Source organism: Kitasatospora sp. NPDC088548 (genome assembly GCF_044753005.1).
Lineage (GTDB): Bacteria > Actinomycetota > Actinomycetes > Streptomycetales > Streptomycetaceae > Kitasatospora.
Window position 1 is genome coordinate 69,890 of sequence record NZ_JBIVMI010000032.1, and the last position, 22,850, is coordinate 92,739.

Annotated in this window: 24 protein-coding genes; 12 read left to right on the forward strand and 12 right to left on the reverse strand. The window is 72.7% G+C overall.

Annotation, left to right across the window (positions count from 1 at the left end):
• Nucleotides 1–10: 10 nt before the first annotated feature.
• Nucleotides 11–952 carry a multiprotein-bridging factor 1 family protein gene (locus tag ACIP82_RS32005; RefSeq protein WP_400658581.1) on the reverse strand — a complete coding sequence of 314 codons (942 nt, stop codon included), beginning with the start codon at nucleotides 950–952 and terminating at the stop codon, nucleotides 11–13.
• A 188-nt stretch (nucleotides 953–1,140) separates the two neighbouring features.
• Here ACIP82_RS32005 and ACIP82_RS32010 point away from each other — a divergent pair, with 188 nt between their 5' ends.
• Nucleotides 1,141–2,976: a helix-turn-helix domain-containing protein gene (locus ACIP82_RS32010; RefSeq protein ID WP_400658583.1), complete on the forward strand. Its 1,836-nt coding sequence runs from the start codon at nucleotides 1,141–1,143 to the stop codon at nucleotides 2,974–2,976.
• Nucleotides 2,977–3,038: 62 nt separating this feature from the next.
• A complete protein-coding gene (locus ACIP82_RS32015) occupies nucleotides 3,039–3,554 on the forward strand; it encodes a transcriptional regulator (RefSeq protein ID WP_400658585.1) in 516 nt (171 codons plus the stop codon).
• A gap of 354 nt (nucleotides 3,555–3,908) precedes the next feature.
• Here the strand turns inward: ACIP82_RS32015 and ACIP82_RS32020 are convergent, their stop codons facing one another.
• From ACIP82_RS32020 to ACIP82_RS32035, 4 genes are read right to left on the reverse strand one after another with little or no spacing between them, the layout of a single operon-like run.
• The gene (locus ACIP82_RS32020; RefSeq protein ID WP_400658587.1) at nucleotides 3,909–5,171 is read right to left on the reverse strand and encodes a GNAT family N-acetyltransferase; all 1,263 of its coding nucleotides are present in this window, start codon (nucleotides 5,169–5,171) and stop codon (nucleotides 3,909–3,911) included.
• On the reverse strand, nucleotides 5,168–5,845 hold the full coding sequence (locus ACIP82_RS32025) for a DUF402 domain-containing protein (protein WP_400658589.1): 678 nt from the start codon (nucleotides 5,843–5,845) through the stop codon (nucleotides 5,168–5,170). Before ACIP82_RS32025 ends, ACIP82_RS32020 begins: the two co-directional genes overlap by 4 nt.
• A gap of 57 nt (nucleotides 5,846–5,902) precedes the next feature.
• Nucleotides 5,903–6,448: a GNAT family N-acetyltransferase gene (locus ACIP82_RS32030; RefSeq protein ID WP_400658591.1), complete on the reverse strand. Its 546-nt coding sequence runs from the start codon at nucleotides 6,446–6,448 to the stop codon at nucleotides 5,903–5,905.
• A gap of 8 nt (nucleotides 6,449–6,456) precedes the next feature.
• Nucleotides 6,457–7,758 (reverse strand): hypothetical protein, encoded by a 1,302-nt coding sequence (locus ACIP82_RS32035; RefSeq protein WP_400658593.1) that lies wholly within the window; start codon nucleotides 7,756–7,758, stop codon nucleotides 6,457–6,459.
• A gap of 272 nt (nucleotides 7,759–8,030) precedes the next feature.
• Between ACIP82_RS32035 and ACIP82_RS32040 the strand changes: the two genes are divergently transcribed.
• From ACIP82_RS32040 to ACIP82_RS32065, 6 genes are all read left to right on the forward strand, one after another.
• The gene (locus ACIP82_RS32040; RefSeq protein WP_400658595.1) at nucleotides 8,031–8,732 is read left to right on the forward strand and encodes a hypothetical protein; all 702 of its coding nucleotides are present in this window, start codon (nucleotides 8,031–8,033) and stop codon (nucleotides 8,730–8,732) included.
• Complete coding sequence (locus ACIP82_RS32045; protein ID WP_400658597.1) at nucleotides 8,725–9,210, forward strand: RpiB/LacA/LacB family sugar-phosphate isomerase; 486 nt, start codon at nucleotides 8,725–8,727, stop codon at nucleotides 9,208–9,210. Before ACIP82_RS32040 ends, ACIP82_RS32045 begins: the two co-directional genes overlap by 8 nt.
• 62 nt (nucleotides 9,211–9,272) lie before the next feature.
• Nucleotides 9,273–10,127: a sugar phosphate isomerase/epimerase family protein gene (locus ACIP82_RS32050; RefSeq protein WP_400658599.1), complete on the forward strand. Its 855-nt coding sequence runs from the start codon at nucleotides 9,273–9,275 to the stop codon at nucleotides 10,125–10,127.
• Complete coding sequence (locus ACIP82_RS32055; RefSeq protein WP_400658601.1) at nucleotides 10,124–11,338, forward strand: DegT/DnrJ/EryC1/StrS family aminotransferase; 1,215 nt, start codon at nucleotides 10,124–10,126, stop codon at nucleotides 11,336–11,338. Before ACIP82_RS32050 ends, ACIP82_RS32055 begins: the two co-directional genes overlap by 4 nt.
• A 63-nt stretch (nucleotides 11,339–11,401) precedes the next feature.
• Entirely contained in the window at nucleotides 11,402–12,640 is a 1,239-nt protein-coding gene (locus tag ACIP82_RS32060) for a metallophosphoesterase (protein ID WP_400658603.1), read from the forward strand.
• Nucleotides 12,637–14,427, forward strand: coding sequence for a radical SAM protein (locus ACIP82_RS32065; RefSeq protein ID WP_400658605.1), 1,791 nt, complete (start codon nucleotides 12,637–12,639; stop codon nucleotides 14,425–14,427). Before ACIP82_RS32060 ends, ACIP82_RS32065 begins: the two co-directional genes overlap by 4 nt.
• A gap of 17 nt (nucleotides 14,428–14,444) precedes the next feature.
• Here the strand turns inward: ACIP82_RS32065 and ACIP82_RS32070 are convergent, their stop codons facing one another.
• The gene (locus ACIP82_RS32070) at nucleotides 14,445–15,665 is read right to left on the reverse strand and encodes an IS110 family transposase (protein WP_400658607.1); all 1,221 of its coding nucleotides are present in this window, start codon (nucleotides 15,663–15,665) and stop codon (nucleotides 14,445–14,447) included.
• Nucleotides 15,666–15,904: 239 nt separating this feature from the next.
• On the opposite strand from ACIP82_RS32070, the gene ACIP82_RS32075 reads away from it, so the two are divergent.
• The 4 genes from ACIP82_RS32075 (at nucleotide 15,905) to ACIP82_RS32090 (ending at nucleotide 18,852) form a co-directional block, all read left to right on the forward strand.
• Entirely contained in the window at nucleotides 15,905–16,777 is an 873-nt protein-coding gene (locus ACIP82_RS32075) for a nucleoside phosphorylase (RefSeq protein WP_400658609.1), read from the forward strand.
• A complete protein-coding gene (locus ACIP82_RS32080; protein WP_400658611.1) occupies nucleotides 16,770–17,519 on the forward strand; it encodes a hypothetical protein in 750 nt (249 codons plus the stop codon). The genes ACIP82_RS32075 and ACIP82_RS32080 overlap by 8 nt, the downstream gene beginning before the upstream one ends.
• A 38-nt stretch (nucleotides 17,520–17,557) precedes the next feature.
• On the forward strand, nucleotides 17,558–18,400 hold the full coding sequence (locus tag ACIP82_RS32085; protein ID WP_400658637.1) for a glycosyltransferase family 2 protein: 843 nt from the start codon (nucleotides 17,558–17,560) through the stop codon (nucleotides 18,398–18,400).
• A 146-nt stretch (nucleotides 18,401–18,546) separates the two neighbouring features.
• Entirely contained in the window at nucleotides 18,547–18,852 is a 306-nt protein-coding gene (locus ACIP82_RS32090) for a hypothetical protein (RefSeq protein ID WP_400658613.1), read from the forward strand.
• 135 nt (nucleotides 18,853–18,987) lie between these two features.
• Here ACIP82_RS32090 and ACIP82_RS32095 read toward each other — a convergent pair whose 3' ends face one another.
• From ACIP82_RS32095 to ACIP82_RS32120, 6 genes are all read right to left on the reverse strand, one after another.
• Complete coding sequence (locus ACIP82_RS32095; RefSeq protein ID WP_400658615.1) at nucleotides 18,988–19,506, reverse strand: hypothetical protein; 519 nt, start codon at nucleotides 19,504–19,506, stop codon at nucleotides 18,988–18,990.
• A 179-nt stretch (nucleotides 19,507–19,685) separates the two neighbouring features.
• Nucleotides 19,686–19,979: a hypothetical protein gene (locus ACIP82_RS32100; protein ID WP_400658617.1), complete on the reverse strand. Its 294-nt coding sequence runs from the start codon at nucleotides 19,977–19,979 to the stop codon at nucleotides 19,686–19,688.
• A gap of 187 nt (nucleotides 19,980–20,166) precedes the next feature.
• Complete coding sequence (locus tag ACIP82_RS32105; protein WP_400658619.1) at nucleotides 20,167–21,231, reverse strand: PIN domain-containing protein; 1,065 nt, start codon at nucleotides 21,229–21,231, stop codon at nucleotides 20,167–20,169.
• Between the two features lie 108 nt (nucleotides 21,232–21,339).
• A complete protein-coding gene (locus tag ACIP82_RS32110; protein ID WP_400658621.1) occupies nucleotides 21,340–21,855 on the reverse strand; it encodes a hypothetical protein in 516 nt (171 codons plus the stop codon).
• 91 nt (nucleotides 21,856–21,946) lie between these two features.
• Nucleotides 21,947–22,558 (reverse strand): hypothetical protein, encoded by a 612-nt coding sequence (locus ACIP82_RS32115; RefSeq protein ID WP_400658623.1) that lies wholly within the window; start codon nucleotides 22,556–22,558, stop codon nucleotides 21,947–21,949.
• A 13-nt stretch (nucleotides 22,559–22,571) separates the two neighbouring features.
• Nucleotides 22,572–22,769, reverse strand: a complete 198-nt coding sequence (locus ACIP82_RS32120; protein ID WP_400658625.1) for a hypothetical protein — start codon at nucleotides 22,767–22,769, stop codon at nucleotides 22,572–22,574.
• Between the last annotated feature and the right edge of the window lie 81 nt (nucleotides 22,770–22,850).

Sequence of the window (22,850 nt, forward strand, 5' to 3'; positions counted from 1 at the left end):
GGCCGGTGCGCTACGGGCGTGGGGGAGCCGCACGGTAGAGGGCGGGGACCTGCGCGGCTCCGCGGCGGTGGAGTCCTGCGGGGGTGCTCCAGTGGGCCGGCGGCCAGGGGAGGGTGAGTTCGGGCCCGCAGGCGGCTGGGCCCTTGACCGTGTCGAGGACGGCCAGGAACTTCAGCTCTCCGCCGGCCGGGCTCAGGACGGGGGCGGCGTAGAGCCGGCCGTCGTGCTCGGCCATCCACGGGGTGCCGCAGCCGACGCAGTACCAGCCCTGGCTGGTCCAGGACGTCTTGAGGTCCTGGCCGTTCACCGCGCCCAGCGCGAAGCGGTCGGCTCCGGCCCCGCAGGGACACCCTCCGAGCGAGCGGTACAGGTCGATGTCCGGCACCGCGTCGCGCTGCACCCCGAACCAGCCGGAGGCGACGCCCAGCGTGCGGGCGAGGGCGGTGCGCTGCCGGGCGTCCGGGCGGGTGCGCCCCGCGGTCCATCGGGCGATGTGGTGGTACTCCACCCGAGCGCTGTCCGCCAGCCACTTCGCGCTCTGGCCGGACGCGGTGTGCAGCAGGCGCAGTCGGCGCGCCAGCGCGTCGAGCTGGTGAATCTCCCAGCAGCGGTGGCTCTCCAGCTCGGCACGGGCCTGGACCGGGTCCGCGCCGGCGGCCGTCGCCCGCAGTGCCGCGCGCTGCAGGTGCGCGTCGGCCAGCCAGGCGCGGGCCTGCGATTCCTCCCACGGCTCGTCGTAGCAGAGGGAGTTGACGATGTCGCCGGCCACCTGGAGCTCCCGGGCCGCGTCCGCGGTGCCCGCACCGGCTTCGAACGCGGTGGCCAGGAGCCGCTGGAGGACCGTCAGACCCACCGGGCCCATTCCCTCGCAGAGCAGCGCGGTGGCGGCGTCGACCGCCCGCAGCAGCCGCCGCTCGCTTCCCCTGTCCCACCGCTCCAGCATGCTGCGCACCCACATCCTCGGGCCGGCGTCGCGCGGCCAGCGTGGGCAGCAGGCTATCGGCCGCCGACTCCCGCTGTCCTGGCCGTGTTGACCCTTTCGAGTGAACCGAGACCATCGCAAGCCCGTACGTAAATCACACGGACTTTATGAACTTACACGGAGTTGCATTTAATGCACGTCTGTGAGATAATGATGCCATGACTTCACCCATGGGCACGGTGAGTGCGCTCGCCGCAGCCGCCGCGGGCCTGCCGGAGATCGCCGCCTGCGTGCCGGACTCGGAGGAGCCGGCCGGGCTGGACGAATCCGTGCGGCTGGCCATCAAGGCGTTGCTGGACGGGACAGGCGAGTCCATCACGAGGCTCGCCGAGGCGATCGGCCTCGACCGTCCGAAGACGAGTCGTCGCCTCGACGGCAAAACCGGCTGGACCCTGAGCGACTGCGAGCGGGTCGCCGTTCACTACGAGGTGCCCGCCATCGTCCTGTTCGCGGGTCCGTTCGCCGCGTACCAGCTGCTGCCCGAAGCGCGCCGCCGACCGCCGACCGTCTCCGAGCGCTTCCTGATCCAGCACTACGGCATCCCGCTCACCGACTTCGTCGCCACCTACCTGCCGCCCCGCTTCGCCGCCGCCTCGGAACGGGCCGCCGCGGAAGCGCCCGCGCAGCCCGAACCCGCCGAGGCGCCGCCGGCACCGGCCGCACAGCAGGCTCCGGCCGCAGCCGAGCCGACCCGGGACGAGGACGCCCCCGCCCGCCCGGCGCCGGGCGAGGTCGCCCCCGTTCCGCCGGCCCCGACCGCGTCGGACCCCGATCCCGCCCCGGTCGCAGCGCCGGTGCCCGACCAGGTGTCCGTCGGTGTGTTCCCGGACGAGCGCTACCTGGCGCTGGACCTCGGTCCGGACGGGAAGCCGGTGCAGGCCGACGAGGCGCCCTGCCTGCGCTGCGGGAAGCCCACCCGGCATCGGATCAGCGGTGAGCCCCGCCATCTCGGCGGGATGTGCTCCCCGACGGCCGCCGCTGCAGCCACCGAGGGCGACCGGCCGGCGAAGCCCGAGACCATCGAACTGCCCGCGTCGCAGACCGAACTGCTCGCCATGATCCACCGGCGGGTGGACGAGGAAGCGCGCCGCCACGAGGGCGACGTGAAGCCCGTGCTGGCCGCGCTGACCAAGGACGCGCTCATCGACGCGACGGCGCTGTTCCTGCGCTCGCGGGTCGGTGCGCGCTACGAGCACACCGCGCACCCCCCGAGCCTGGAGATCCTGCGCAAGCCCGCCCAGAACAAGCCCGACCAGATCTGGGAGGCCCGCCCGAACTGGCGCAACGAGGCCCTCATCGCCGAACTCCGCTCCGGGGAGCGCCGACTCGTCGAACGACTCGACATCAACGGCGCCTACCTGTCGGCCCTCAAGGCCCACCTGCCGATCGGCCAGCTCCACCACAACCCCGACGGCCAGTACGACCCCAAGCACGCCGGGCTCTACCTCATCACCCCGCCGGCCTGGAACCACCCGCAGCTGCCCAACCCCCTCGGCCGCCGCGACGAGCCGGGCCCCCTCTGGATCACCAGCTCCACGCTGCGCCTGCTGCTGCGCCTCGCGGGGCCCAGGATGGGCAGGCTCTGCGAGAAGCCGGTCATCCACGAGTCGTACACCGCCTACGCCAGCGAGAACCTCCTCGAAGAATTCCGGGTCGTCCTGGGCAGGGCCCGCCAGGAGGCGCTCGACTCGGGTGACGACCTGACTTACGAATACGTCAAGGACATGTATTCGAAATTCGTTTCGACCATGGGTGAGAGTGCGAAGCAGCGCAAAATCCACCGCCCCGACTGGATGCACATCATCCGGGCGCAGGCGTTCTCCAACCTGTGGCTCAAGGCGCACAAGCTGCATCTGGCAGGAGTGCAACTGGTGGCCATGAAGGGCACCGATGAAATTCATGTCATCGGTGACTGGCGATCGGTGTTCACCGAAGGAAGGAAGCTTACCGAAGTGAAGCTGAAGGAATCCGACTTCGCGGTAGGGGGTGAATAGTGGCAGGTAGGTGGACGGACCTCGGCAGGTACAAGGCCCGGGGAATTCCCGGCGGTATCGCCATGGCCATCACCCTGGAGCAGGCGGTCACCGGCATCAAATCCCCGGTCACCACTGCCCGAGGGCTCGCCGCCCGATTGAGGTACCTCACCCAGAGCGAGGGCGGCCGGGAGGCGATGGCCCGCGCGGGGATCACGGTCAGGCCGGATACGGTCGACAACTGGATCGCGAAGAAGACGGTCCCGCGTCGCGGCAACCTGGAGAAGATCGACGCAGCGTACTGGGACTACCGGCGCCGCAACCTCGCCAAGGAGTTCAAGGCCCGCCTGAACGACGACGGCCGCGGCACCGAGATCGAGATCTTCCCGGTGGACCAGAGCCAGGTCGAGCAGAAGTACAAACGGGACATTCAGATCCGGCGGAAGAACATCCGCGGCACCCTGTGGAACGCCGTCGTGGACGCCTGGGTCGAGGGCGACGAGAACGCCCTCGACATCTGCTGGGACGAGGTGCTCAACGAGCTGGACAGCGACTACGACAGCTACACCTTCGTCAGCGCGGTCGGGTTCGGCGTGTAAGAAGGGTCGACCAGGTGCAGGGGCGTCTCCACAGCGGCGCCCCCGCATCCGGACGGCTACCAGACTGGCTGCGGTCGAGCGCGGCGGAGACAGACGGCATCGAAGAAGAAGGAGAGCGCGGGGTGGCCGAGGCCGACAGCTACGAGGTGCATCGATCATCTCCGGGATGTCGGTGCGGGCGTCGGAGTTGTCCGGACTGGCAAGGTAGCGCTCCAGTACGGCGCAGAGCTCGTTCCCGGCGTCGACGAGATCCTGCGGTGGCGCGTCGTTGTCGTTGATCATCGCCTGAGCCTACGAAGCCCCACACACGCTGACCAGTGAGTTTCCGCTCCATTCCGACTCACCGAATCGGCATCAGCGTTCCTGTGCCGGTTGGGCGGGTGCCAGGACATACTCCACCTGCTCTGCTCCGTACTCGACGAGGTGTCCCGTCGTGCTCAGCCCCAGCTTCTCCAGGAGGCGCCGGGAGCGGTGGTTGGCGGCCTGGGTCACCGCCACGATCTCCCGCTCTGGTTCGGCGGCCCGCACCCAGCGCAGGGCCTCGGCGACGGCCTCGCCCGCCAGCCCGCAGCCGCCGGCGCTCGGCAGGAACTCGTAGGAGACTTCGATCCGACCCACGGCACGGTGGTCCTGGTCGACGGTGACCCGGCCGATAGGCGCCCCACTGCGGGTGACGGTGAAGTGACCGGGTTGCCCGGGGGCTTCCGCCAGACGCCGGGCGATCCGGTCCGGGTCAACGGGCCCGCCCAAGTAGCGCCGGACGGCCGGATCTGACCACAGGGTCCGCAGCAGAGGGTGGTCGCCTGTTTCAACGGGGCGCAGCCGCAACCGGTCGGTGGTCAGCGCCGCCGGCCACTGAACCGGTTGCCACGGCGGCGGCTCGTCGGTCGACGCCTGCGGTCGGACGGAGCTCCAACGGGCGAGGAGCGGTGGCAGGTAGTCCACGGTGGGGCTCAGGGCGGACAGCTGCGCCACGGAGTTCACGACCTCGATCCGCTCCAGCTCCGGTTCGGCATCGGAGGGCAGGGCGGTGAGCAGTTGCTGGTGGTGCCGGCGCACGAGGGCTTCGGGCACGGGCGGAGCCGCGAAGTGGATTCCGATGTTGCCGTGCTCGCCCTGGGTCAGGGTCCACGCTTGCAGGCCGTCGGGGTCGGTCTGAAGGCCGACCTCTTCCGCGAGTTCGCGGGCGGCGTGTCGGCGCAGGAAGTCCAGGTCGAGCGGCTGGCCGGTTGGTGGGGGTTCGGCGCTTCCTCCCGGGAGCTGCCATCGGCCCGGGTGCGCTGTCCAGCTGGCCTCGCGCCCCACCAGCAGGCCGCCGCCGGTCACCGGCTGCAGGACGGTGACGAAGACCGACGACGGCTTCCAGGTGCTTGCCGTCCGGCGCAGCGCGCGGTACCGGTAGGTGACCGGTGCCCAGGACAGGACCGGCCGCCCGGAGGCGCCGACCAGCAGCGAGACGCAGGCGATGGCTGGCCCGTCGAACAGGGCCGGGTTCTCGGCGGTCTCTCGCGCCCAGATCCGGTCCATGGTGACCCGTTCCTCGACTGAGAGAGCGGGCGCCGCGGTTTCGACCAGCTCCAGCTGCCGGGCGTCGAACAGCTCGACGGCGGGCCTCACCTCGCACGGCCGGCTTCGTAGTCGCCCGCCTCGCGGGGGAGCTGCGGGTTCGGCCAGCCGGGGTCAGGTGCCCAGGCCGGCCAGGTGTCGGCAAAGGGTCCTCGGCGGTCTTGGAGCAGCCCGAGGGCCTGCTCACGGGCTGCCTCGACCCGCAGGTGCAGGTCGTCGTCGATCAGGCCGAGGCGGCGGCCCTGCTGGTATTCATCGACGTCCTTCCACCGGTACGAGCTCAGGTCGGGTTCGACAACCAGGTCGACAAAGAGGTCGAAGGTGTCCAACCCGATCGGGGTACGGGTGTAGGGGAGTTCGAAGTTGACGTACCAGCGCAGCGGCTCGCCGGTGGCGGCGTCCTGGAAGGTGTGGACACTGAAGTACACGCCGGCTTCGAAGCGGGAGCGAAGTGTGGTCTTCTCCCATGCCCAGGGGCCGAGTTGCCAGTTGCCGGCGGCGAGGTCCTCCAGGCCGGACTGGCGCAGGGCGTGATCACCGGTGCGCATCGCGTCGGCCCACGTGGTCGGGCCGAGGCTGGTGAGGCCCGGCCAGTAGAGGAGTTCGAGGACGTCGCCGTCGTCGGCCAGGGTGCGGTAGGGCTGGGCGGACCAGACACGCCCGTTGTGGACGTCACGGCGAACAGCGGTGCTGCCGGGCGTGAACCGGGCGGTGGCGGAGGACATGGCGCTCCGGGAGGTCGGGCCGCCGCCACCCCGGCCGGGCCCGGTGCGCTGCGCCGGTCAGAGAGGCGTACGGAGCAGGAGGAGGTCGAGCACCGGTCCGTCCGGTCCGGCGCTGTAGGGCCCGGCGTACCGGTACCCCAGGCGATCGTAGAGCCGCCGGGCGGGCCCGTCGCCCGGCATCGCGAGCAGCGACACCCACTCGGTGCGCAGCGCCTCCAGAAGCGCGGTGTGGACGCCGGTACCGACGCCGCGGCCCTGCCAGCCGGTGCGGACCGCGAGTTCGCAGATCCCGGCCAGGCTGTCGGTGTCGCGGGCCTCGGGGGTGATGGCCGGCCGTAGCTGCTCGCCGTACCAGTAGGCGGGAGAGCAGCGGAAGCCGTAGCCGAAGCCGACGAGCTGGCCCTCGGCGTAGGCGGCGATGAGGACGAAGCCGTCGCGGCGGGCGTGGCCGGCGATCTGGTCGCGCAGGGTGTCGGGGGTGAACCCGGCGGCGGCCACGTCGTCGTGGCCGGTGTGCGCCTCGGCCCAGACGTCGGCCAGGGTGTCGAGCAGGTCGGTGGTGTCACCGGCGCCGTAGCGCTGCAGGGCGAGGGCGGGGTTCATGGTGTCCTTCAGGCAGCGGGTGGGAGGACGGCGGCGTGGTCGCGGTCCAGGTAGTCGGCGACGCAGGGCACGGTGCGGTGCGCGCGCAGGGCGTCAGCGATGTCGTTGAGGGAGCGCACCAGCCGCTGCGAGCGGACGTCGGGCAGGTGGGCGAGCGCGCGGCGGCCCGCCTCGGTGACGGCGTCGAGGTCGGGCCGAGGGCTGCGGGCGTGGTGGAGGGCGATGTCGGCGGTGTAGAGGGCCCGGTTGCGGGGGTGGCCGTCGGAGAAGAGCATCACCGCGTGCTCGGCACCGGCCACGGCGCGCTGGTGCTGTCCCAGGTCGGCCCGGCACAGCGACTCCAGTCCGGCGAGTTCGCCGGGGACGTAGAAGTCGAGCCAGGCAGGGTCGGCGTCGCTGGGGCCCTGGGCGTAGAGGGTGTAGGCGCGCACGAGGGCCTGCTCGGTGCGGGCGGAGTCCTGCTGCAGGGCCCACCCGCGGGCTTCGCGCATCGCCAGCAGCGACAGCCAGCGCGGCGAGCCGAGTTGGGCGGCGGCGCGCTGGGCGACCCGGGCGTTGGTCACGGCTTCGCGGGGGCGGCCGGTGGCGTGGGCGAGCAGGGACAGGCACGCGAAGGCGTGGGCCTCCAATCCGAGGTCGTCGGCCTGGCGGGCGCTGGCGAGGGCCTCGGTGTAGAGGGAGCGGGCGTCGGCAGTACGGCGGGCGTCGAGGGCGAGCCAGCCGGCGGCCACCGACAGCATGCCGGTGGCCGTGTGGAGCTGGCGGCCGAGTTCCTCGCCGTAGCGGCCTTCGGCGAGCCAGGTGTGGGCAGTGTGCAGGGCGGTGGCGGCCTGGCGGCCGAGGTCGGCGGAGCCGTGGTCCCGGTCCTGCGCGTACAGCTCCTGCTCCGCGGTGGTGATGGCGTACAGATGCGGCAGTCCGATCGCGGGGCGGGCGGGGCCGGAGCCCGGGGCGACGGTGCTCAGAGCGAAGGCCCCCGCGCCCAGGAGCAGGTCGCGTCGGTGCATGTCGTCCTCTCCTCCCTGCGGATCGCTGCTCGCTGGCTCTGCTGCCCGTCTTACCCGCAGCGCCGGGGGTGTGAAGCCCAGATCCTTGGCGGTGCGGCCGGTGACCGCGTGCAGGAGGCGCCGGTAGCGGGCCTGGGGCCAGCCGGTCTTGCCGTTCTCCCAGTTCGCGATCGTGCGGGCGACCAGGTAGACGGTGAGCCCGTGTTCGAGGCCCTCGGCGACCAGGTACTCGGCGGCCTCGGTGCGGCTCTTCTCCCACTCGTCCTCGCGCAGCCGGCGGAACGTGGTGTTCGGTCTTCCCATACAGCCGCCCCCCGACAGCGCCCTGCTCCGTCGTTTGACCTGACGGTAGCGAACTGGGCACGCACCGCGACAGTGACGGTGCGTCGGAAATTTCAGGCGGGCAGTTCTTCACCGGATTTTCCGGTGTTCTGACATCGCCTCAGCGACAGGAGTGCCGCTTACCTGGGGTGACGCCCGGCCGGTATCGCCGGGCCGCCGTCCGGCCCGATGCGGACGGCCCGCCCGGCCCGCCGCGAACCGCGGCCCCGCCGGCGACTTCCCCGGAGGTCACCATGCCCACCGTGCTCACCGCCCCCCGGACCGCCCTGCCGCCCGGGTCCCGCCCGCTGCGGCTCCTGGTTGACGGTCTGGACCTGACCGGCAAGACCACCCTGGTGGACGCCCTGCTCGCCCACCTCGCGGAGCAGGGCGTCGCCGCCCGCCGCCACTGCGGCATGCTCGCCGCCCGCCACCCGCTTGAGCAGGCGCTGGACCGCCTGCCCGTTCCCTGGCACCGTTCCAGCCCGGTCACCGCCGCGCACCTGGTCGGTGGGTTCGCGCTGGACGCGGTCCTGGCCCGGCACTCCCACGGCCGCGGTGACGCCGGGGCGGCCGTGGTGATCCAGGAGAGCTACGTCGACCGGACGGTGGCGGCCGGCCTGGCGATGGGCCCCTACCTTCCCGCCGTGCTCGCGCTGTGGGCCGCGCGGTTCTTCCCGAGCTTCGACCTCGCGGTCTACCTGCACGCCGACGTCGCGGTACGCCGCGCCCGCCTGGAGTCCCGTGACCCGGCCGACGTCGACGACGGCGACCGGCACACCGTCGAGGACGAGGACTTCGCCCGCCGCTTCGACGCGGCACTGCTGCATCACCTCGGCCGGCGCCACGGCGCCGTCCTGGTCCTGGACTCCGGCCGCCACACCCCGGACGCCATGGCCCACCTGGTGCTCACCAGCGCCGGGCTGGCGGGGGAGAGGACGGCCGCAGGTGGCTGACATCTCCCCGGAGCGGCTGCGGATCGCGGTGGCCTCCGATGCGGCCGGCGCGGATCACCGGCGGGCGCTGGCCGAGCACCTCGCCGCGCACCCGCTGGTCGAGGCGGTGATCGACCTGACGCCCGGCACGCCGCCCGCCTACCCCGAGGCCGCGTTCGCCGCTGCCCGCCTGGTCGCCGACGGCCGGGCGGACCGGGCCCTACTGGTGTGCCACACCGGACTGGGGGTGGCCGTCGCCGCGAACAAGGTCCGCGGCGTGCGCGCCGTCACCGCCCACGACCCCTACAGCGTCGAGCACGCCATCCGGTACACGAACGCCCAAATCCTGTGCCTGGGACAGGCGATCGTTCCGCTGGAGCGCGCCCGCGAACTCCTCGGCCTCTGGCTCGCCCTGCGGTTCGACCCCGCCGCCGGCGCCGCGGCGAAGCTCGCTCTGATCACCGCCTACGAGCAGTCCGGCAGCCCGGACCCCGCCTGACCTCCCCCGTCCCGGGGCCGCCCCGGCCCCGGACCGCCCTCCCCTGGAAGGACCACCCGGGCATGAAGCTGTCCATCACCCGCTCCACCCTCAACAAGCGAATCCCGTACGCGCGGATGGTCCGTGCCGCTCACGCGGCCGGCTTCCCCTACGTCGAGCTGTCCGCCGAGAAGTGGCAGGCCGCGCTCGACCAGGACCCCGCGCTGCGCGGCCTGCTCCGCGAAGGCGGCATCCGGCCCTGGCACGCCGGCTGGAACCTGCGACTGAACTGGAACACCGACCGCTTCGCCCGCGCCCTGGCCGGCACCCCCGCCGCGATGGACCTCACCGCGAGCCTCGGCGCGCGCAGCGGCACCCTGGTGCTGCCGCACGTCGACGACACCGGCGCCCCGATCCCCGGGTCGGCGGAGACCGAGGACCGCATCGGCGCCGTCGCCGACCTCGCCGCGGCCCGCGGCCTGAACGTGTGCGTGGAGTACATGGGGCTGCGCCCCGCCGACCCGCCGGAGAACGGGGTGCGGACGCTGCCCGGCACGCTGGAGGTGCTGGCCCGGGTCGGGCGGCACAACGCCGGGCTGCTGGTCGACTCCTACCACTGGCACCTGTCCGGGTCGCCGAGCCTGGCTGCGGTCCCGCCGACGATGCCGCTGTGGGTGCACTTCAACGACGCCCCGGCCGGCATCGAGGCGGGGAAGCTGCGCGACGAGGACCGGGTGCTGCCGGGCGAAGGCGTCATCGACCTGCCCCGCCTGCTCACCGAGCTGGACGCCTGGGGCTGGACCGGGCCGGTGAGCGTGGAGGTCAAGCACCCCGACCTGCACGCCATGCCCCCCGAGGACGCCGCCCGCACCGCCTACCGCGCCGCGTTCGCGGTCCTGGAGCGCGCCGGCCACGCCCCCACCGGGGGCGGGCGGTGACCGCCCCCGGCACCGGTCCCGCCGGGCCCGCCCCCGCGCTGCGGTGGCCCGACCAGCCGGCCCTCGGCGGCTGGTATACCCAGGACGAGACGGACGCCGTCGCGCAGGCCCTGGCCGAGTCCACGGACTGGCGCACCGGATTCCGCGCGAAGGCCCGCGAGATCGCCTTCGAGGACGCCTTCGCCCTGCACGCCGCCGCCCCGTTCGCCGTCGCCCCGTTCGCCGTCGCCTACAACGGCGCCGGCACCGCGATGGACCAGGTCCTCGCCTGCCTGGACCTGCAGAGCGGCGACGAGGTGATCTCCGGCGCGCTGAACTTTCCCGGCCCGCACCTGTCCGTGCTGCGCACCGGCGCCCGCCTGCTGCTGGCCGAGCCGTCGCCCGGCAGCTTCAACCTCGACCCCGCCCACGTCGAGGCCCTGATGACCGGCCGCACCCGGGCGGTCCTGGTCACCCACATGAACGGCCAGGTCGCCGACATGCAGGCCCTGCTGGACCTGACCGAGCGCCACCCCCACCCCGAGCACGGCCCGGCGAAGATCGTCGTGGACGCCGCCCGCGCCATCGGCGCCGAAACCGAGCTCGGGCCGGTCGGCCGCGCCGGCTGGGCGAGCGTCTTCTCCTTCCAGAGCAAGAAGGGGATGACGACCCTCGGCGAGGGCGGCATGGTGACCACCTTCGACGAGAACCTGGCCGTTCGGCTGCGCCGCCTGCGCTCTTTCGGCAAGGGCCGCCTGCTGGGCAGCAACTACAAGATGAGCAAGCTGCAGGCCGCGGTCGGCCTGGTCCAGCTGCGCCGCCTGCCGGAGATGAATGACCGGCGCGTCCAGCTGGCCGAGAAGCGCACCGAGCACCTGCGCTGCCTGGACGTGCCCGGCCTGGTGCTTCCCCCGTCCGCCGGCCGCGCCCACACCCACTACCTCTACAACCTGCTGCTGCCCGAGCAGTGGGGCACGGCCGGGCGCGACGAGGTCCGCCGCCTGCTCGCCCAGCGCCACGGCGTCGGCGCGCTGGCGGGGGAGCGGCCCACCCACCTCGGACACCAGCTGATCGCCGCCGCGACCGCCGGACAGCACCTGCCGCTGGCCGAGCGCACCGCCGACCGTGCGCTGCACCCGTGCCTGCACCCGCTGATGAGCGACGCGGAGAACAAGGAGATCGCCGAGGCGATCGGCGACGCCGTGCGCACCGTCGCCGCCCATCACGCCTGACCGCCCCTCACCCCGCCGGGGCCGCCCGTGTGCGGCCCCGGCCCCACCGCCCCGGAGAGCCCGATGGCCACCAGGCAGTTGACCGGCATCACCGCCACCACCGACGTCCACTCCAGCCTCCAGCGCGCACCAGCGCTCCTCGCCCACCTCCACCAGGCCCGTGAGCGGCACCTGGTCGTCGACTCCGGGGACTGGTTCGAGGGCACCGGCTACCACCAGCTCGGCGGCGGCGCCGTCGAACGCCAGATCCTCACCCGCCTCTACGACGTCGTGGCCCCCGGCAACCACGGCTTCGCCAACTACCTGCACGACGAGGCCCTGCACGCCATCACCGTGAGCGCCAACATCACGCGCTCCGACGGCAGCCCGGTGTTCGCTGCCGTGCACCGCACCACCATCAGCGGCCGGCGCGTCGCCGTCACCGGCGTCATGGGCGAGGCGGCGTTCGACGCGGTGCGTACCGTCCAGCGCCCCGGCCTCCAGCTGGCCGACCCCGCCCGCGCCCTGCACCGCCTGGCGGCCGAGCACCCCGACGTGGACGAGTGGGTGCTGCTCAGCCACGCCGGCTTCACCCACGACCTCGCCCTGGCGGACGCCGTCCCCCACCTCGACCTGGTCTTCGCCGGGCACTGCCACAGCGACCACCACGGTCCCGCCCCGGCGGGACGGGCCATGGTCGTCAAGGGCTACGAGCGCGCCTGCGGCTACGCCCGGGCCGACCTGCGGCCGGACGGCAGCTGGAGCGCCAGCCACCACCTGCTGCCCCAGGGCGGCGCGGTGCCCGCCGAGCTGGCCGACATCACCGGCCGGATCGACCGGCTCACCGCCCGCCTCACCGAACCGCTCGGCGCGATCACCGCCCCGTGGGCCAACACGGTCCCCGACCGGCACCTGCTGCTGACCGAGGTCGCCCGGCACCTGCACCACCAGCACGGCCTGCCGGTCGTCCTGTCCGACAGCGGTCTGCGCCCCGCCCGGCTCGCCGCCACCCTGAGCCGGGCCGATCTGTTCGCCCTGGAGCCGTTCGCCAACCAGCTGGTCGTCGCCGACGCCCCCGACGACTGGACGAGGTGGCTGGACGAAGTCACCGCACCCCACCTGGCCGGCCCTCTTGCCACCTGGCCCCCCACCCTCCCGGCGGGCGGCGGCCGGGTCCTCACCAGCGACTACCTCGCCGAGACCTTCCTGGCCGGCGAGCGGCGCCCCACCGGCCTGATGGCCGCCGACGCCGTCCGGACCGTCCTCGCTCCCGCCCCGCGCACCGGCACGTCTGCCCTCCGACTCGACAGGACCACGCCGTGACCACTGCGCTCACCGCCGAGACCGACCGCATCCGCCGCAGCGAGATCCACCTGCACGGCCCCTACCCCGGCCCCGGGCGCCCCGATGACCTGCGCGTGGTCTTCCTCTCCCCGTACGGCCACGCCTACAGCCTGCTGGCCACCGGCCCCATGGCCCTGCACGACCTCGTCAACCGCCGCCCCGACGTCCCCGCCACCGCGGAGCGCGCCCTCGCCTACGACTGCCTGAGCGCCGACGGCAACCGGCTGCGCACCCCCGGCGGCGAGCCCTACCGCACGATCGAGAACCCCGCCCCCGTCCACGCCGCCGACGTCGTCGGCCTGAGCGTCACCAACGCCGGCGACCTGCACTCCGTGCTGCGCCTGCTCGACCTCGCCGAGATCCCGCGGCGCAGCGCCGAGCGCACCGCCGGCCGGCACCCGTTGGTCGTCGGCGGCAGCGGCGGACTGGCCAACCCCGAGCCGATGGCGGACTTCCTGGACGTCGTGGCCCTCGGCGAGGCCGAGCACTCCTTCCTCGACCTGCTGCGCCTGGTCCACCGCATGCGGGAGGAGCCCAGGGCGGTGCTGCTGGAGCAGGCCGCCCGCATCCCCGGCCTGTACGTACCCTCCCTGTACGAGCACACCCCGCTGCCCGGCGGCGGCACCGCGGTCATCCGCCCGCGCGCCCTCACCGTGCCGGCCTCCGTGCACCCGCAGTTCCTGGCCCCCGGCGACCTGGGTGCGGCGCACTTCGCCTCCCCGATCAGCGACGGCTCCTGCGCGCTGGTCATCGCCAACCTTGGCTGCAAGCACTCCTGCCACATGTGCACGCTCGGTACCCCGCCGTTTCGCAACGCCCCGATCGAGCAGCTCACCGCCTACGTCGACGCGCTGGAGCAGCACCGCATCCGCACGATCATCATCAGTTCGCCGACCTTCACCCAGTACCGGCACCGCGACGCCCTCCTCGACCGGATCGCCGCCTACGCCGACCGCGCCGAGGAGCCGGTGAGCGTCATCATCGGCTCGGTGCGCGCCGACGAGGTCACCCCCGGCTACCTGGACGCCGTCGCCCGCCTGGACCCCGGCCATCTTTTCACCGAACTCAGCCTGGAGGCCCCCCGCGGCGTGCTCACCATCGCCCCGGAGTTCGCCGCCCCGGACCTGGTGCAGCTCTTCGGCAAGACGATGGACGAGGCCAAGGTCGACCGCGCCCTGGACCTGTGCCGCACCCGCAGCCACTTCGGCACGGTGATGCTCTACTTCATGGTCGGCGCCCCGGGCGAGAGCGAACAGGACCGCCTGGCCATCGCCGACTACGCCCTGCGCGTCTTCCGGCGCCTGGGCCGCCCCGACGGCGCCGTCATCGTCAAGATCCAGCAGTTCATGCCCAAACCCGGCACCGTCAGCCAGCGCCTGCCGATGGCCGACCCCGACCTCGTGGACGACTGGATCACCGCGATCCGCGAGCGCCTCACCTCACTGGCCGGCCCCGACCACGACCGGTTCCGAGTCCTGTGGGGCGAGCACTCCCGCCTGCTGCTCGAAGCCGTCTGCGACCGCGGCGACCGCCGAGTCGGCCACGCCCTGGAGACCCTCCACGACGCCGGCACCGACTTCACCCACCTCACCAAGGACCGGCTCGACCAGGCCCTCGCCCGCCACGGCCTCATCTTCGCCCACCACCTGCAGCCCATGGACACCCACCTGCTGCCCTGGCACACCGTCAACACCGTCCCCGCCGACCAGGAACGCGCCCTCGCCACCGCCCTGCGGGCCCGCACCGCGACGGCGGTCCCGGCGTGAGTTTCCTGAGTCAACCTCTATGCCGCCAGAGCCGTCTCGGCGACCGTGTTGGTCTTGCTGTTGGCCTGGTGGGTGGCGGGGTCGTAGCAGGTTCCGTCGCGTCGGCAGGCCCAGATCACGCGGAGCCAGGCGCGGGCGAGGATGCGGACGGCGTGGGGGTGTCGCTTCTTGCGGGCCCGGGCGTCGTTGTAGATCTTCGCGGCCCAGTCGCTGCCGTGCCGGCTGTTGTCGGCGAACGTGGTGATGGCGATGCGTGCCCGGCGGTTGGTGGCGACGCGGAAGGTCACCGCGCGGGATTTGCCGGAGGCCCGGGTGACCGGGACGACGCCGGTCTCCGCGATGAACTGCTCGCAGGACTCGGCGCGTTCGAGGATGGGGCCGATCTCGCCGATGATCTGTCCGAGGTTGACCTTGCCGATGCGGGGCATGGTGGCCAGCAGTGGCGCGTAGGGGTGTGTCTCGACCGCGTCGGAGATGGCCTTGTCCAGCTCGCGGATCGTGGCGCGTATGCCGCGCACCAGCTGGACCTGGACACGGATGAGGGTCGCCACGGTGGCCTCGCCGAGGCGGGTCGCGGCGGCCGGGGCGGAGCGCATGCGCTCGATCAGCTCCCTGCCGGAGCGGCGGCCGGAGTAGGAACGCCGCTTGCACCACGCCTCCAGCTTCGCCGGGGTGAGTTTGGCGGCTGCCTGCGGGGTCGGGTAGCGGTCCAGGAACTCCAGGGCGATGTCGCTGTCGCGCTCGGCGAAGACGGCCTTGCCGCCGGGCCACAGCTGGTCGAGCTGGGCGTCGAGCTGGTTGACGGCGGCGACCTTCGCCTCGATGTGGTCGGCGCGCTGGCGGGTCAGGGCCTGCAGTTCCAGGGTCCTCGGGTCGGTCGGGGTCAGGCGCCGCAGCTGGTGGCCGTCGGTGCGCGGGTAGTCGGCGAGCTTGTGGCTGTCGCCGGCGTCGGTCTTGGCCTTGGAGGCGCCCCAGCGCGGGCGCATCGCGTGGAAGGCGTTCGGGTGCACCGGCACCACCGGGTGGCCGGCGGCCAGCAGCCGGTCCACGACCAGGCCGCGGGTCGTCTCGATCGCCACCGGCAGATCGGCCGGGTCGCCGTGCCGGCGAAGTCTCCTGAGCGTCGAATCGATGCCCTGCTCGGTGTGCGCGAGTTCCCAGCGGTCCACGCGGGCGCCGGAGTTGTCCATGACGGTGACGTCGTGGGTCTCGGTCGCCCAGTCCCATCCGATGATCACGAAGGTCGTACTCCTGTGACATTGACGGAGCACCTGCCCGGTGGTGAGGTCGTCTGCCGGGAGCTCATTAATCGGCCCTCTACGGGGCGTGTCCCTGATGCCGATCAGACGGCCTCGGCCCGGCGGGGCTGGCATAACTCACGCTGGCCGTCGAACGGCTCGCGCCCTTGGCCATGCACCCGCCGGGACCGAGAGGTCACAACCCTACCGAAGAGGGCTGCAGAAGGGATGGTCCTCTAATGAGCCCCCAGCGCCGCACCGCGCTGAGCACCCTTCTGCCCGGCAAGCACACCCTGCCCGCGGTCACCGACCCCGCCGAGCACGCCGCCTACGTCCTCACCCGCCACCCCGGGTCCACCCTCGCCACAACCGCCGGAGCCGTCCTCGTCCACCAGGGCCGCCTGCTGCGCCAGGCCCTGGCCGACCGCCCCGAGGCGCTGGCCCTGGACGGGTGGGCGAGCGCCGACCTCCACCTGATCAGCCACCGCGGGCACGACGTGGTCCTGTGCTCCCGCCTCGGCGCCGGGGCGCCGGCCACCGCGCTGGTCACCGAGCAGCTGACCGCCCTCGGCGTCCCCGCCGTCATCTCCCTGGGCACCGCCGCAGCCCTCGTCCCCGAGCTGCACGCCGGCGAGGCGGTGCTGTGCGAGAAGGCGCTGCGCGGCGAGGGCACCAGCCGCCACTACCTCGCGCCCGGCTACTTCGCCCACCCCGACCCGCACCTGACAGCCGCCCTCGCCGCGGCCCTGGACGCCTGCGGCACCCGGTGGCGCCGGGGGGCGTCGTGGACCACCGACGCCCTCTACCGGGAGAGCGCCGCCGAGGCGCAGCTGTACGCCCGCCACGGCATCCTCACCGTGGAGATGGAAGCCGCCGCCCTGTTCGCGGTCGGCCGCCACCGAGGTCTGCCGACAGCCGCCGCGTTCGCGGTCGCGGACTCCCTGGTCAACCGCACGCCGCGCACCGACTCCCCGGACACCACGGCCGCGCTGGAGCAGCTGCTGACGGCCGCGTTCGACGCCCTCACGAACACCAGCGTGTCCCCGGCCCCTCCCGGGGCCGATACCGTGGTCTCCCGGCACAACGAGCAGCGGGAGGCGAGCGGTGGCTGAACACCCGGTCGGCACGGGCCTGTTCGTCGTGATCGAGGCCGCCGACGGCTCCGGCAAGACCGCGGTCACCGACCACCTCGTCCCGCTGCTGGCCTCCACCGGCCGCACCGTGCACCGGATCGACCGCGCCTGGTCCGACGGCGACGGACCGCACGCCGAGCTGGTGCGCGCCGTCAACGCGCTGTTCCGCTCCGAGGCCGCCACCGCCGCCGGCTGGGAGGTCCTGAGCCTGGCCGCCGCCACCCAGTACGCCACCATCCTGCGCAGCCAGATCGAGCCGGCCGTCCGGGCCGGGGACATCGTCATCGCCGAGAGCTGGTGGGACAAGACCCGGGCCCGGCTGTCCCTGGAAGCCACCATCGCGCTCGACCTCGACTCCGAGCAGCATCGTGCCCTCACCGCCTGGCAGAGCCACCTGCTGCCGCCCTCACCGCTGCCCGTCGACCAACACCTCACCGTGCTGGTCGACGCAGCCCGGCACGACCGCGTCGCCTGGTACCGGGCGGCCGGCTGTCCCGACCCCTACCTCGACCGCACCGGCCCCGACAGCCACGACCCCGACGGGTTCGGCCACTTCACCGAGCACATCGCCGACCAGCTGCGCCAGGTGGCCGCCGAACGCGCCTGGCCGACCGTCACCAACGGCGGCCACCGAACCGTCGCCGAGGCCGCAACCGAGCTCCACCTGCTCATCACCGACCAGCTTTCCCCGTCCACCCGACCGGCCCCGGAGGCCCCGTGACCACCGACAAGCCCACCATCGACGCGGTGGTGCTGACCATGAACGACCGTCCGGCCGAGTTCCCCAGGGCGATGGCCTCCCTGCTCGCCCAGCAGGACGTCGACCTGCGCGTGGTGATCGTCGGCAACGGCTGCACCCCCGACCACGTTCCGGACGGCGTCCAGACCGTCGTCCTGCCGGAGAACGTCGGCATCCCCGAAGGCCGCAACGTCGGCGCCGACGCTCTCGCCGGGCCCGAAGCCGGCGAGTTCATCTTCTTCTTCGACAACGACGCCCATATCAGCGACCCCGCCGTGCTCGCCCGGCTCGTCGCCGAAGCCCGCCACCGTCCGGACGCGGCCTACATCCAGCCGCGCATCGCCGACCCCGACACCGGCGTCACCGTGCGCCGCTGGGTGCCCCGCCTGCGCGCCGGCGACCCGACCCGGCCCGGCACCGTCACCGTCATGGCCGAAGGCGTCGTCCTCGTGCGCCGCGCCGCCTACGAGCAGGCCGGCGGCTGGCCGGGGCACTTCTTCCTCTACCACGAAGGTCTAGACCTCTGCTGGCGTCTGGCCGATCTCGGCCACACCGGCTGGTACGCACCCGACATCGTCATCCACCATCCCGCCACCGACCCCGCCCGCCACGCCCTCTACCTGCGCCTGGTCGCCCGCAACCGTGTCTGGATCGCCTACCGCCGCCTGCCCGCCCCCCTCATCCCCGTCTACCTGACCGCCTGGGTCCTGATCACCGTCGCCCGTACCCGCGACCGCAAGGCCCTGGCCACCTGGTTCGCCGGATTTCGCGAAGGACTGCGCGGTGGCCACGGCGAACGCCGACCCATGACCTGGAACACCGTGCTGCGCCTCACCCGGGCGGGCCGACCGCCGGTCGTGTGAGTGGGGGAGCCCGAATGCCCGCCGACGCCACCCGTTCTTTCGCGGGTGGTGCTCACTGCGGGCAGAACCCGGCCTAGGCTGTTCACCTCTGCACAGCCCGCAGACTGCCCCTCCTGAAGCCGCCGTCCTGACGGGGAGACAAGCTGGTGAGTGATCCGTTCTTCACGGCCTACATCGTCGCCATCATGGTGCTGATCCCCGCCACGGCCGTAGTCCAGAGAGAGGCGGCCCGACGCGGCTGGCGCCGTGCCCCGCAGACCGTCATCGCCATCAGCATCGCGGTGATCGTGCTCGGCGTGATCCACCTGGGGGTGTTCGCCTGGATCACCTACCAGTGGTTCACCGGGCAGTGCAGCGGAACCCGGTTCGCGGTGGCGGTCCTCGGGTCGATGCTCGGCTGGTTCGTCTACACGCGGGTGCCGGAGCCCGAGTGGAACCGACGGGCGGTGTGAACCCGGCCCCGTCGTCTCGGCCCGGTTCACCGGTTCACGGCAAGAACCGCGCAACGGCCTCAGCCCGACGCGCGGTTCCACGGCCGGGCCGGCGTTGGGGCCCGGCCGGCAGCTCCACCACTGCACGCACCAGCATCAGGCCCTGTAGGTCTTGCCGGTGGCCGTGTTGGCAAGAACGGCTCCCGGCTCCGGCGGCACGGGGAACTCGCCGCCTCGCTGCTCGACCAGGCGGTCGATGACCTTGTGCTGAGCGGCGGCGGAGCCGCGGAAGGCGACCATGGGGTTGATCTGCCACACATCGTCGCCCTGTCCCTCGGGCGAGATCAGCAGGAAGCGATCGGACAGTTCCTGCACTGCCGCGGCGATCTCGTCGGTGTCTGCGTCGAGGCGGCCCGCCAGGTCTTCGGGGTCCAGCTTCACCAGGCCGTGGTGGTCGAGGTCGTCGCCTTGCGAGCCTGCGGCGGCCGGCTCGGTGAGAGCGGTCAGAAGTACGACGCGGCCGAGGTCACCGATGTCGTAGTGGGGAAGATCCTGCAGCGCCTTGGTGGAGACCGTGGTGTACGACGAGGCGATGTTCGCCGGCGGAAAGACGTAGCCCTTTCGGTGCGGGTCCTCCACGACCGGCCACTCGTCGGCGTCCAGATACTCGGTCAAAGCAGTTCTCCTTCTTCCTGGCCTGCGGCGTCCTCCACCGACGGTCTTGTCCGGTCCAACGACCGCCCTTCCGCCCGGTCACTCCACCCGCAGTCCGAACGCCCGCAGGGGGCAGGGAAGGGTGCCTGTGCCGTGCTCGACGGTGTACCGGAGACCCCCACGGCCGGGGCCTTCGCAGATTACGGGCGCCGCCGGCCTCGGACGAAGTCGAGTACCGACCCAGCACCTCCATAGCCGAGCAGCGCAACAACGACCGCCATGACGAGCTGCCCGGCCATGTCGTCACGTCGACCGGTGACCAGCAGCCAGAACGCGGGAGCGGAGAGCGCGAGGACGGCCTTGGCCATATCGGCATACTCGCGAGCCCGGTCGGGCGTGGCACCGCAGCGTCGATGTTCTATGGCCACCACCGCCACTGAGACCGCGAGCGGCCACCACCACCCCAGCAACACCGCATCGACGATCGAACGCATGGCGACGATCTTGCACTATGCCGCAGACACCCGGCGGCGGTCCACAGTGTGACCGGCGGTGCCGTCGGGCCTGCCGTCCTGGGCGATGTTCGTCGAACTCGCCAGCAGGACAGCCACGGCGTTCACCAGGGAGGAGGCCGTATCCGCCGGGCAGGCGGCCGGGCGGGCCGCTGCAGCGCCAGTGGTGCTACAGCCCTGCCGCCTCGAGTGCCGGGCGGCCGATGGTCCACCGGTCGCCGGGCAGCCGCACGAAGGCACGGTGCGCCGCCATCTCCCGGCGCAGCCGTGCCGCCGAGACCGGGAGGTCGTCGCGGTCGGCCAGCGCGTCGCGCAGTTCCGTGGCGGTCAGGGGAGCGCCGTACCGGGCAAGGAGGCGGGCGGCCGTCTGCTCCAATGCGGGGAACGGCGTGGCCTCCACCACGGTGAGGGTTCGGCTCAGGTCGGTGTGCTGCTGCTTCGCGTCGGCCACCGCCTGCAGAACAGCCTCGGTGATCTCCCAGAGTCCGGAGAGCAGAGGCCGCCACCCCTCCGTCAGCCGGCCGGTCCGCCACAGGTACCAGAGCGCTCCGGCCACTGCGGCTGCCGTCAGCCCGGGCCGGCGGGCCGCGACGTCCACGAGCGCGCCGACGCCCGACATCGTCGCCTCCAGCACGCACCCGGCGAGGATCACCGCGTTGGCGCCGTGCGCCTCCAGGCCGGCCGTCAGCAGCAGCGTCTGCGCCGTGGCCATCGAATCCATGACCGCGAAGGGTTCGAACACCTTGTCCCTGGTGAACAGTACGGCGGGGCCCAGGAGCTCGGCCAGTGCCATCGTCGGGGCATCGTCCGGGTCGCCTCGCCTGGCCGTGGGCACCCCCGGGGCCTGGTGCAGGATGTGCCGCGCCCCCGGGGACAGGTGGTCGCGGATCTCCAGGTCCACCACCCGCACCTGCGGAAGCACGTGCTCGTGCAGCGCGGCAGCCGCCGCCGAGGCGGGGATCTTGAAGGCGTCGGCCATCTTGGGCAGGTGCTCCTCCAGTTCCCCCAGCACGTGCGGCGCCATGTAGGGGGTGGCCCGCCGGGTGCCGGCCAGTGCGGCCAGCGGGTGGTACGGCCGTCCGCGCTTGGCCTGGCTGCACGCCTCGACCAGGAGGACGTTGGTGTCCAGCACCGCCAGCAGCATCCGCCCGCGCAGCACCATCGGGTTGATGGCCGTCGGGTTCGGCGGCAGTGCCCCGGGCACCGCGCGGGGCCGGAGGAGATCGGGAGCCATGGGCCCAGTGTGGCCGCACCTCGGGGTGGTGAACAGCAATTTCCGGTTCCGCCCCGTTGAGCGGGCCTGCCTGCTCGGCGTCGATGCGCCGGGCCGGGCCGGGTCGGGTCAGGTGCGCCGTGATCCGGTGAGGCGGAACCAGCCGGTCCGCCGCTTGCGCCGCTGGGGCGGGCGGCCCTGGACGGCGGGCGCAGGGCGGGCAGCGGGCGCGGCCGGCCTGGCCGGGGCCTCGGGGAGTTGGAGGTCTGGGTCGACGACGAGGAGGTGCCCGTCGGCGAAGGTGGTGCGCAGTCCGGCGTCGGCGAGGAAGCCCTGGAGGATCAGGTTGTTCACTCTGCGGGCGCTGGGCGCGCCGTCGCGGGTGCGGCAGACGTTGACGGCCAGGACGCCGCCGGGCAGCGAGTGCTGCTCGGTGGGCTGCCAGGCCACGGCCACGGCCAGACCGCGGGGGCCGAGCTGAAGCACCGCTCCGGAGCGTCCGTCTCCGGCCTGGACGACCTCGATGCCGACGGCCGCGAGGGCTGCGACCGTGGCGTTCCACAGCGTCCGGTCGTTGTCGGCCGGCTCTCCGCCGATGGGGGAGAGAGGGCGTTCGTGCTGGTCGCCGGGGTGCTGGTGGTCCATTCTGCGACCCTACAGTGCCGTCTTGCCAACGACCGAGGGGCGGCACGGGCGGCGGCCTCTCCCGGGAGGACGCCGCGCTGCGCCTGGCCGTCTACGCGGTGGCGGAGGAGCCCGCCCCGGTTGGGGGCCGCAGAGGTGTCGGACGGTCGGTGCCTGCGAGGCGAGGTGAGGTTCGAGTGCGGGGGACGGATGCTGCTTGGGCAGGTCTGGCCCAGCCCTGCGCCTCGATGTAGCGGACCTCGGGCTGGCGGCGGAGTTCGGCGATCTGCTGTTGGGTCAGCACCGCGCCGAACGACGAGCTGAAGTCGACCAGCAGCCCAGCGGGAACGGTTCCTGTGCGGGCGGTGAACGCCGCTGTGCTGGCGCCCCGATCCAGTACGACGGAGTAGCGGTCCTCGATCAGGTCGGCCTCCGGGTCCAGGTGCCGGAAGAACCTGGCGACCCCACCGACGCCGTCCCGGTCGACGTACTCGACCTGCCGGTCCCCCCGCACCGCCGCGAGTTGCCCGTCATCCAGAACGGCGCCGATGATCACGCCCTTGTGCGAGTAGGCCAGGTGCTCCGCGATCCCATGCCGGCGCAGGATGTCCACAACACCGGCGAACGGCGGTTGTGCCCATGACAGGTACCGCGTGTAGATCTGGTACTGCTGCTCCGCCGCAGGCTCTCCGGCGTGGAACAGCGGCGCCTGGTATCCCGTCAACTCGATCCCCCCGCTACGGGTGAAGCGTGATCGCGCTGAAGAGGGCCCGGGGGAAGTGCATCGGCGGGAGGTTGGGGTTGTGCGACCAGGCGGCGGCGCGCCGGACCGCGATCGTGCCGGCCTCGCAGGGCTCGTCGTAGACGAAGAAGTACTCCTGCTCACCGGTCGACAGGTCCGCTGTCGCGACGCCGATCTTCTTCGGTCCGGGCATGGGTCTCCCCTTCGGGTCGAGTCCGGCTGATGCGCCGCGCCGCAAGACTATCTGCGGAGGCCGCGCCGAACGGAGGGAAGG